General features: G+C 35.7%; 11 protein-coding genes. 10 read left to right on the top strand and 1 reads right to left on the bottom strand.

Annotation, left to right across the window (positions count from 1 at the left end; genetic code table 11):
• The first annotated feature begins 273 nt into the window (after window positions 1–273).
• The 9 genes from rpsP (at window position 274) to rplS (ending at window position 6,318) form a co-directional block, all read left to right on the top strand.
• On the top strand, window positions 274–546 hold the full coding sequence (rpsP, locus tag FEZ33_RS11465) for a 30S ribosomal protein S16 (protein WP_138405513.1): 273 nt from the start codon (window positions 274–276) through the stop codon (window positions 544–546).
• Window positions 547–589: 43 nt separating this feature from the next.
• Window positions 590–841: a KH domain-containing protein gene (locus FEZ33_RS11460; RefSeq protein WP_171031390.1), complete on the top strand. Its 252-nt coding sequence runs from the start codon at window positions 590–592 to the stop codon at window positions 839–841.
• A 137-nt stretch (window positions 842–978) separates the two neighbouring features.
• Window positions 979–1,506 carry a ribosome maturation factor RimM gene (gene rimM / locus FEZ33_RS11455; protein ID WP_138405511.1) on the top strand — a complete coding sequence of 176 codons (528 nt, stop codon included), beginning with the start codon at window positions 979–981 and terminating at the stop codon, window positions 1,504–1,506.
• On the top strand, window positions 1,496–2,215 hold the full coding sequence (gene trmD / locus FEZ33_RS11450) for a tRNA (guanosine(37)-N1)-methyltransferase TrmD (protein WP_138405514.1): 720 nt from the start codon (window positions 1,496–1,498) through the stop codon (window positions 2,213–2,215). Before rimM ends, trmD begins: the two co-directional genes overlap by 11 nt.
• Before the next feature lie 150 nt (window positions 2,216–2,365).
• Window positions 2,366–3,601: an ABC transporter ATP-binding protein gene (locus tag FEZ33_RS11445; RefSeq protein WP_138405510.1), complete on the top strand. Its 1,236-nt coding sequence runs from the start codon at window positions 2,366–2,368 to the stop codon at window positions 3,599–3,601.
• Window positions 3,598–4,230 (top strand): ABC transporter permease, encoded by a 633-nt coding sequence (locus FEZ33_RS11440; RefSeq protein ID WP_138405509.1) that lies wholly within the window; start codon window positions 3,598–3,600, stop codon window positions 4,228–4,230. Before FEZ33_RS11445 ends, FEZ33_RS11440 begins: the two co-directional genes overlap by 4 nt.
• Window positions 4,231–4,242: 12 nt before the next feature.
• Window positions 4,243–5,172, top strand: coding sequence for an osmoprotectant ABC transporter substrate-binding protein (locus tag FEZ33_RS11435; protein WP_138405508.1), 930 nt, complete (start codon window positions 4,243–4,245; stop codon window positions 5,170–5,172).
• Window positions 5,172–5,825 carry an ABC transporter permease gene (locus FEZ33_RS11430; RefSeq protein WP_138405507.1) on the top strand — a complete coding sequence of 218 codons (654 nt, stop codon included), beginning with the start codon at window positions 5,172–5,174 and terminating at the stop codon, window positions 5,823–5,825. The genes FEZ33_RS11435 and FEZ33_RS11430 overlap by 1 nt, the downstream gene beginning before the upstream one ends.
• 139 nt (window positions 5,826–5,964) lie before the next feature.
• A complete protein-coding gene (rplS, locus tag FEZ33_RS11425; protein WP_138405506.1) occupies window positions 5,965–6,318 on the top strand; it encodes a 50S ribosomal protein L19 in 354 nt (117 codons plus the stop codon).
• 184 nt (window positions 6,319–6,502) lie between these two features.
• On the opposite strand, the gene FEZ33_RS11420 is transcribed toward rplS, so the two are convergent.
• A complete protein-coding gene (locus FEZ33_RS11420; RefSeq protein ID WP_138405505.1) occupies window positions 6,503–7,117 on the bottom strand; it encodes a hypothetical protein in 615 nt (204 codons plus the stop codon).
• 480 nt (window positions 7,118–7,597) lie between these two features.
• On the opposite strand from FEZ33_RS11420, the gene FEZ33_RS11415 reads away from it, so the two are divergent.
• Window positions 7,598–8,596: a tRNA dihydrouridine synthase gene (locus tag FEZ33_RS11415; protein ID WP_138405504.1), complete on the top strand. Its 999-nt coding sequence runs from the start codon at window positions 7,598–7,600 to the stop codon at window positions 8,594–8,596.
• Window positions 8,597–8,700 lie beyond the last annotated feature (104 nt).

Raw genomic sequence — 8,700 nt, 5'->3', positions numbered from 1 at the left:
AGTTCATCCGTGGTAAGATGGGTGTAGGTCATTTGTGGTCACTCCTTTGTATTCTTTGGTCGGAATTACAAGTTGAGTGTACCACAAATGGCTGTTTTAGTTGTCTAGCTTAATTTTACAATCGGCGAATTTAAAACCTTGATATAAAAACATTTATAGCTGATAAGCAAAAATTAATAAAAAAATTCAACCTGTAAAGGAAAAACACTTTACAGGGGTGATATTATCTGATAATATACTTAACTGTGAGATTAATTAATGGAGGTGACTTACATGGCAGTTAAAATTCGTATGAAACGTATGGGTTCTAAAAGAAACCCATTCTACCGTATTGTAGTAGCGGACGCACGTGCTCCACGTGATGGACGTATTATTGAACAAATTGGAACTTATAATCCAGTTCAAGAACCAAAACAATTAGAAATCAACGAAGAGTTAGCGTTAAAATGGTTAAGTGATGGTGCTCAACCATCTGACACTGTTCGCAACTTATTATCTACTCAAGGAATCATGCAAAAATTCCACGAGTCAAAACAAGCTAAATAAGGCATGTTTGATAAGTTTAGTATCACAATAAAGGATGATAAAAATGCCAGATATTGAAGCTTTGATAAAAACAATTGTTGAACCACTTATTGACAATCCTAATGAGTTTTCTGTCGATATTGTTGAAACAGAAGATTTTATAGAGTATCATCTTAATTTACATCCGGATGATATCGGACGTGTCATTGGCAGAAAAGGGCGTGTTGTGAGAGCAATACGTACAATCATTTATAGCATTCGTCAACGCGGTTCTAAAAGAGCTCGCATTGTCATTGCTGACGGTGATAGCGAATAAGTTTTAAAGTGCTAAGTAGAGACAAATTCATTTGTTTCTACTTAGCACTTTTTGTTTGGTGAAAATTTATATATAATAAAAGTAGTAAGGTAGCTTTAAGAGCAAAGTATATAATGTAGTGTGAAAGGAAATAAACTATGGAATATTTTCGTATAGGAAGAATTGTAAATACATTTGGCATTCGAGGAGAAATTAAAGTGATTGCGGATACTGATTTTCCGGAAGAACGATTTGCTGCTGGCGAGGTTTTAACGATTTTAGATAATGATCGTCCCGTTCAAAAAGTAACAGTCAAAAATGCTAAGTTAAGTAAAGGGACTTATATTGTAAGTTTCGTAGAGTTTAATAATATTAATGATGTCGAAAAATTCAAGACGATGTGGTTAGCCATTGACCAAGACCAACAACAAGAGTTGGATGATCATGAGTTTTACTTTCATGAAATTATTGGTTTAAAAGTAATCACAACTGAAAAAGAAGAATTAGGTGTGATTAAAGACATCTTAAGTTTAGGTTCGAATGACGTTTGGGTAATTAAACGAAATAAACCAAAACTGTCTGATGCTTTAATTCCTTATATCGAAGATGTTGTAAAGGAAGTTAATGTTGATGAAGGTTTCGTTGTAATTGAATTGATGGAAGGGTTAATTGACGATGAGAATTGATGTATTAACTTTATTTCCCGAAATGTTTGCTCCAATGGAACACTCAATAATGAAACAAGCTCAAGAGGAAGGTGTCTTATCATTTGAGACCCACAATTTCCGACGTAACCCGGTCAATAAGCATGGTCATGTTGATGATTATCCTTATGGTGGGGGAGCAGGTATGCTATTGCGGGTGGAACCCATTGTAGATACATTAGAGGAACTGGAGATGACTGAGAAGTCTCGGGTTATTTTAATGGATCCGGCTGGGAAACCTTTTAGCCAAGAATTGGCACAAGAATGGTCACAAGAAGAACATTTAGTATTTATTTGTGGCCATTATGAAGGCTTTGATCACCGAGTTCGAGATTACATTACAGATGAAGTATCCATCGGAGATTATGTCTTAACAAATGGAGAACTTCCAACCATGGTCATGATAGATTCAACGGTTCGCCTCATTCCAGAAGTGGTTGGAAATGCACATTCAATTGTGGAAGAGTCTCATCAGAGAAATCTATTAGAGCATCCACAATACACAAGACCGAGGGAATTTAGAGGGAAAAGTGTCCCAGACGTGCTATTTAGCGGGCATCATAGTAATATTGAATTATGGCAACATAAAGAAGCGATTAGAAGAACTTTTAATAACCGACCAGATTTATTAGAAAAAGCTGAATTAACTGACAAAGAGCGTGAATGGGTTAAAGAATTTGAGAGTGAGTAGGTTTTAATTTACTCAAAAAAATAATCTTAGTATTTAATGAGAGACATTGACAAACGCGACAAATCAATCGAATTAAACTATATTTCTTGAGATTTTTTTATAATAATGGTATTGTGAAAATTGCGAAAAAACGAGGAGGAGAATAAAGTTGTGATTGAATTCAAAAACGTATCAAAACGTTACGCTAGTGACGTATTAGCTGTTGATGATTTTAACTTAAAGATTGAAGATGGAGAGTTTATTTGTTTCATAGGTACATCAGGATCGGGTAAAACAACTTCGATGCGAATGATTAACCGTATGATTGAACCTTCAGATGGTGAAATTTTAATCGATGGTGAGAATATTATGGATATGAACCCAGTTAAATTAAGAAGACAAATTGGGTATGTTATTCAAAACATTGGTCTTATGCCACATATGACGGTTAAAGATAATATTTTAATGGTACCAAAATTGTTAAAATGGGATCAAGCTAAACTTGATGAAACAGCAAAACGCATGATTAAACTAGCTGAATTACCAGAAGAGTTTCTAGATCGTTATCCATCAGAACTATCTGGAGGTCAACAACAACGTATTGGGGTTGTCAGAGCACTAGCTGCAGAACAAGATATCATTTTAATGGATGAGCCATTTGGAGCGCTTGACCCATTAACGAGAGATACACTGCAAGTTATGGTTAAAGAATTGCAAGAAGAATTAGGAAAGACCTTTGTCTTTGTAACGCATGATATGGACGAAGCGCTGAAGTTAGCGACTCGTATTGTTATTATGAGTAAAGGTGAAATAGTGCAAGTCGGAACGCCAGATGAGATTTTAAGTAATCCAGCGAATGAGTTCGTTGCTCAATTTATTGGTCAAGACCGCTTAATTCAAGCTCAACAAGATACAACTAAAGTTGGCGAGGTTATGAGTAAACGCCATGTGGCGATGATTGAAGACCAATCACTTATGGATGCTTTAGAATTAATGAAAGAGCAATCTGTGGATACGCTTCTAATTACGGATGAGAATAATGTATTAAAAGGTTTTGTTGATATCCATATGATCCAAAGACATTTTAATACAGCAATTAACTTAGCGGATATTACGAGCTCAGATATGTTCTCACTTAGAGAAGATGCTTTAGTACGTGAATCCGTTGATTTAATCTTAAAACGAGGATACTCATATGTGCCAATTGTGAATGAGGTAGGTCACCTTAAAGGAATTGTTACACGAGCTACTTTCGTTAACATTATTTATGATGCGATTTGGGGAGAGTACGAATCACTTTCTGATGTAGCACCTGAGAATGCTATTGAAAAAGATGATGATATCGAAGGAGACGGTATTGTTATTCCGCCAGCTTTCAATGAAGAAGATGGTGAACGTGTGCTATGATAACATTTTTACAAGAAAATGGGAGTCAGTTAGTCACGCTTATGTTTGAACATTTGTATATTTCTTTTATTTCTTTATTACTAGGGATCATTGTGGCTGTACCTTTAGGTATCTTAATCACTCGAACACCTAAAGCAGCTAATTTCATCATTGGTGTCGCGAGTATCTTTCAAACGGTACCGACATTAGCACTACTTGCTTTGATGATTCCATTAATAGGGATTGGGCGATTCCCAGCGATTATTGCGCTGTTTATCTATTCACTATTACCAATATTACGTAATACGTATATTGGAATGAATGATGTGAGTCCCACAGCCAAAGATGCGGCTAAAGGAATGGGAATGACTGCCTTTCAATCAATTATGAAGGTTGAGTTGCCCTTAGCAATGCCTGTAATTATGGCTGGTATTCGCTTGTCAGCTGTTTACGTGATTGCTTGGACATCTTTAGCATCTTATATTGGTGCAGGTGGTTTAGGAGACTTTATCTTAAGTGGTATTTCTCTATATCAAGCAGATTTAATCTTTGCTGGGACAATCCCTGTGACAATTATGGCACTTTTAGCAGATTACCTTCTCGGTAAAGTAGAAGTTTACTTTACACCAGAAGTAACTGCAGCCAAGTAGGGGAGGATTCATATGATAAAGAAAAGAATACATAAAGTGATTGTATTAGCTCTATCAGTCTTTTTCCTAGCTGGATGTGCTTTGCCAGGTCTTGGTGGTGGATTCGGTACCGAAACGATAAAAATTGCAGGATTAGGTACAACTGAAAGCCAAATATTATCTTCGATGGTTCAACAATTAATTGAAGAAGAGACAGATTATAATGTTGAGCTAATTAGTAACTTAGGTACAGCAGTTGTAGGTCATCATGCGCTATTAAATGGTGATGCTGATGTGCTTGTACCGGCATATACAGGTACAGATATCGTTGCTATATTTGGAGAGAGTGCTTCTTATGATGCAGATGAAACGATGGAGTACCTACAAGAACGATTTGCAAATGAATTCGACCAAAAGTACTATGACACGATGGGATTTGAGAATACATATGCTTTTATGGTAACTGAAGAGTTTGCTCAAGAGAAAAATTTAGAAAAAGTCAGTGATTTGAAAGACATAGCTGGTGACTTGAGAGCAGGCTTCGACCAAACTTGGCTGATACGCGAGGGTGACGGTTATCCGGCTTTCCAAGAGGCATATGAGTTTTCATTTGGTGAAACTTATCCAATGCAAATTGGACTAGTTTATGATGCAGTTGCATCTGGAGATATGGATGTTGTTTTAGGCTATTCAACGGATGGGCGTATCTTGAGTAATAACCTTGTTGTCTTAGAGGATGACCTAGGATTTTTCCCTCCTTATGAAGGGTCAGTTAGAGCTACAGATGAAATCCTAGAGAGCAATCCAGAACTTGATGCTCTATTCGAAAGATTAGTTGGACAAATCGATACAGAGTTAATGCAACAATTAAACTTTGAAGCAGATGATAATCTTCTTGAGCCATCAATTGTTGCACAACAGTTTTTAGAAGAGAATAATTACTTTAGAGAGGAGCAGCCATAATGGATAGTATGAATTTATTTGAACAGTTTATCTACTATTTCTCGATGAACGGATCATATGTACTGGAACAATTTTGGCGTCATTTCTTAATCTCTATCTATGGAGTATTATTCGCTTCAATTGTTGGTATTCCGATTGGAATTTGGATTGCCAACAATAGAAAGATGAGTACGTGGGTCCTAGGTGCGGCGAATGTATTACAAACCATTCCGTCACTAGCAATGATGTCGATTATAATGTTAGCGGTTGGTTTAGGAGTAAACACGGTTATCGTGACGATCTTCCTTTATTCGCTACTGCCAATTATCAAGAATACTTATACAGGAATGATTACTCTGGATGCAGATGTTCTGGATGCAGCGAAGGGGATTGGTATGACAAGTTGGCAACGACTTAAAGATGTTGAATTACCGTTATCAATGTCTGTGATTATGGCCGGTATTCGCAACGCTCTAGTAGTAGGGATTGGTATTACTGCGATTGGTGCTTTCATTGGTGCCGGTGGTTTAGGTGATATCATTATTCGCGGTACTAATGCAACAGACGGTGGAGCCATCATACTTGCTGGAGCGATACCAACGGCATTAATGGCTATATTAACGGACGTCATTCTTGGTTGGATTGAACGTCGTTTCTATAATCGTGTCGGATAAATAAAAAAAGTAAAAAAATCCCTTTACAAGTTTCATATTTTAGGTATAATATTACAAGTGGCCATTGGGCCCCGAATTAACTATAATCCGCTAAGTAGAATGACTATTTAAGATTATTTGTTGGAAGGAGAAAGATAAAATGAGTATTAATCCAATTATTGCAAAAATTACTTCAGCTCAATTACGTAACGACATTCCTGATTTCCGTCCTGGAGATACAGTACGTGTTCATGCGTTAATCGTTGAGGGAGAACGTGAACGTGTTCAACTTTTTGAAGGATTAGTTATTAAACGTCGTGGACAAGGCATCTCTGAAACTTACACAGTTCGTAAGATTTCTAACGGTGTTGGTGTTGAACGTACATTCCCTGTACATACACCTCGCGTACAAAAAATCGAAGTACTACGTCAAGGTAAAGTACGTCGTGCTAAATTATACTATATCCGTAAATTATCTGGTAAAGCAGCTCGTATTCAAGAGCGCGTTAGATAACATTTCTGCTAAGAATGGCTTTAATAAGCTTTTCTTAGCTTTTTTATTTGTTCAATTTTTGTTTTGTATCTCATTAAAATTGAATTTAAGAGGTAGAGGCAAAATATTAAAAAGAAAAGAGCCCTTGAAGGCTCTTTTTATTTAAAACTAGATTGATTAATAGTGGAAATATTTATGTATAAAGTTAATTTAAATTAATTTCTGCATTCTTTAATTCTAAATATTCGCCTTCTAATACCTCGATATAATTACTTTTTTCGATTGAAGAATAATCAATGTAATCATTCATATTCGCGTCACCAGTAATTGTATAGCTTGCATGCTCATCAGTTGCAGTTACTTTATATTCCCCAGGATCAATATCTATTCCAATTCTATAAACACCAGGACCAATTATATCGTTCTCAATAACTACAGGATCAGCATCTTCTACTGGTATAGCAAAAGAATTTTTTAATTCTAAAAATTGGTCATCTTCTACTGAAACATAACTAAAAGTATCAAAGGACATGTACGCCACATAGTCTTCGCCACGAGCATCATTAGTTAATGTATAAGAAGCATGGTCTTCCACTGAGAAAACTTTATATTCACCCGCAGGCATATCAGTTCCAATTTTATACACATCTTCTTCGAAGATTGTTTCATACGATTCAGGATCAAAAGGATCCTTGTATTCAGTTTCTTCTATAGATTCAACACTTTCATCTATATCTGAGGTTGAAACTGACTCTTCTGCATTTACTGTTAATCCATTCAATAAAACTAAAGCACAACTTAGTAAAAGTATCTTTTTCATATTAACCATCCTTTATCATTTTAGATAATAAACAAAATCAAGAATACGTGAATACACTTTATAACTTTGTAAAAAACATTGTTAAGTAGTATGACCAACAAATATTGGATATAACTTTAATTATTAAATAAATAATTTCTTACTATTTAATCAACTCCCTCATCTTATAAACATTCATAATTATTATATCAAATTTATTTATATAATGCTTAAAATACTCTTAATTATCAAACATTTAATCTAGACTTTTAAGTCATCTTACGTTATGCTATGTTTTGCCAATTCATCAATCTTAGTCATTTACATGTATTTTAGTAAATGAACTAATTAAGTAGCTTGACTGCAATGATGCAATCGAATTGCTGCTTATAATGAACAGGCTAAGGATGGCTTTGATGCTATTCTTAGCTTTTTTATTTGAATTTTATATAAATAATACAATGAAGAAACTAACGACCTAAGAAAGGAATTGATAATAGTATGACTTCTAATTTTTGGCATGATTTACCTAAACCATTCTTTATCCTAGCACCTATGGAAGACGTGACGGATGTTGTTTTTCGCCATGTCGTTCAAAAAGCCGCAGAACCCGATGTATACTTTACGGAATTTACAAATTCTGAGAGTTACTGTCATCCTGATGGGATTGAAAGTGTTCGTGGCCGTTTAACTTTTACTGAAGATGAAGAGCCAATTGTTGCTCATATTTGGGGAGATCGTCCAGAGTACTTTAAACAAATGAGTATTGGTATGGCAGAAATGGGCTTTAGCGGGCTTGATATCAATATGGGTTGCCCAGCACCTAATGTTGTAAAACATGGGCGTGGAAGTGGCTTAATCAAGCGAGAAGACGTCGCTGCTGAGCTTATCCAAGCTGCAAAAGCAGGAGGTTTACCCGTAAGTGTTAAAACTCGTTTAGGTTATTTAAAAGTCGACGAGTGGAGAGGTTGGTTAACTCACTTGTTAAAACAAGATATTGTTAACTTATCGATTCACTTAAGAACTAAAAAAGAAATGAGTAAAGAAGACGCTCATTGGGAATTAATTCCTGACATTATGAAACTACGTGATGAAATTGCGCCAAACACATTGATTACGATTAATGGTGATATTCCAGATCGCCAAACAGGTTTGGAATTAGTAGAGAAATACGGTGTGGATGGTGTTATGATTGGACGTGGTGTCTTTAAAAATCCGTTTGCTTTTGAAGTAGATAAAAAAGACCACAGTCCAAAAGAATTATTAGACTTATTAAGATTCCATCTAGACTTATTTGATCAATATAATGAAGATGGGCAACGTCATTTCAGACCTTTACGTCGCTACTTTAAGATTTATGTGCGCGAGTTTAAAGGAGCCAATGATTTGCGCATCCAATTAATGGAGACAAATACAACCGACGAAGCACGTCAGTTAATTGACCACTTCGAGAATAAATTTCTAACATCGGATGTAACGCCGATTGTAAAATTAAGCTAGACAACTAAAACAGCCATTTGTGGTACACTCAACTTGTAATTCCGACCAAAGAATACAAAGGAGTGACCACAAATGACCTACACCCATCTTACCACGGATGAACT

It is taken from the genome of Ruoffia tabacinasalis, from assembly GCF_005864045.1.
Lineage (GTDB): Bacteria > Bacillota > Bacilli > Lactobacillales > Aerococcaceae > Ruoffia > Ruoffia tabacinasalis.
The sequence above is the reverse complement of the archived record's forward strand: the minus strand, read 5'-3'. Positions and strand labels throughout refer to the sequence as shown.

Excerpts from the sequence above, each read along its gene's own strand:
- FEZ33_RS11460 (WP_171031390.1), top strand. The coding sequence starts at position 590 with ATGCCAGATATTGAAGCTTTGATAAAAACAATTGTTGAACCACTTATT.
- rpsP (WP_138405513.1), top strand. The coding sequence starts at position 274 with ATGGCAGTTAAAATTCGTATGAAACGTATGGGTTCTAAAAGAAACCCA.
- FEZ33_RS11415 (WP_138405504.1), top strand. The coding sequence starts at position 7,598 with ATGACTTCTAATTTTTGGCATGATTTACCTAAACCATTCTTTATCCTA.
- rplS (WP_138405506.1), top strand. The coding sequence starts at position 5,965 with ATGAGTATTAATCCAATTATTGCAAAAATTACTTCAGCTCAATTACGT.
- rimM (WP_138405511.1), top strand. The coding sequence starts at position 979 with ATGGAATATTTTCGTATAGGAAGAATTGTAAATACATTTGGCATTCGA.
- FEZ33_RS11420 (WP_138405505.1), bottom strand. The coding sequence starts at position 7,117 with ATGAAAAAGATACTTTTACTAAGTTGTGCTTTAGTTTTATTGAATGGA.
- FEZ33_RS11440 (WP_138405509.1), top strand. The coding sequence starts at position 3,598 with ATGATAACATTTTTACAAGAAAATGGGAGTCAGTTAGTCACGCTTATG.
- trmD (WP_138405514.1), top strand. The coding sequence starts at position 1,496 with ATGAGAATTGATGTATTAACTTTATTTCCCGAAATGTTTGCTCCAATG.
- FEZ33_RS11430 (WP_138405507.1), top strand. The coding sequence starts at position 5,172 with ATGGATAGTATGAATTTATTTGAACAGTTTATCTACTATTTCTCGATG.
- FEZ33_RS11435 (WP_138405508.1), top strand. The coding sequence starts at position 4,243 with ATGATAAAGAAAAGAATACATAAAGTGATTGTATTAGCTCTATCAGTC.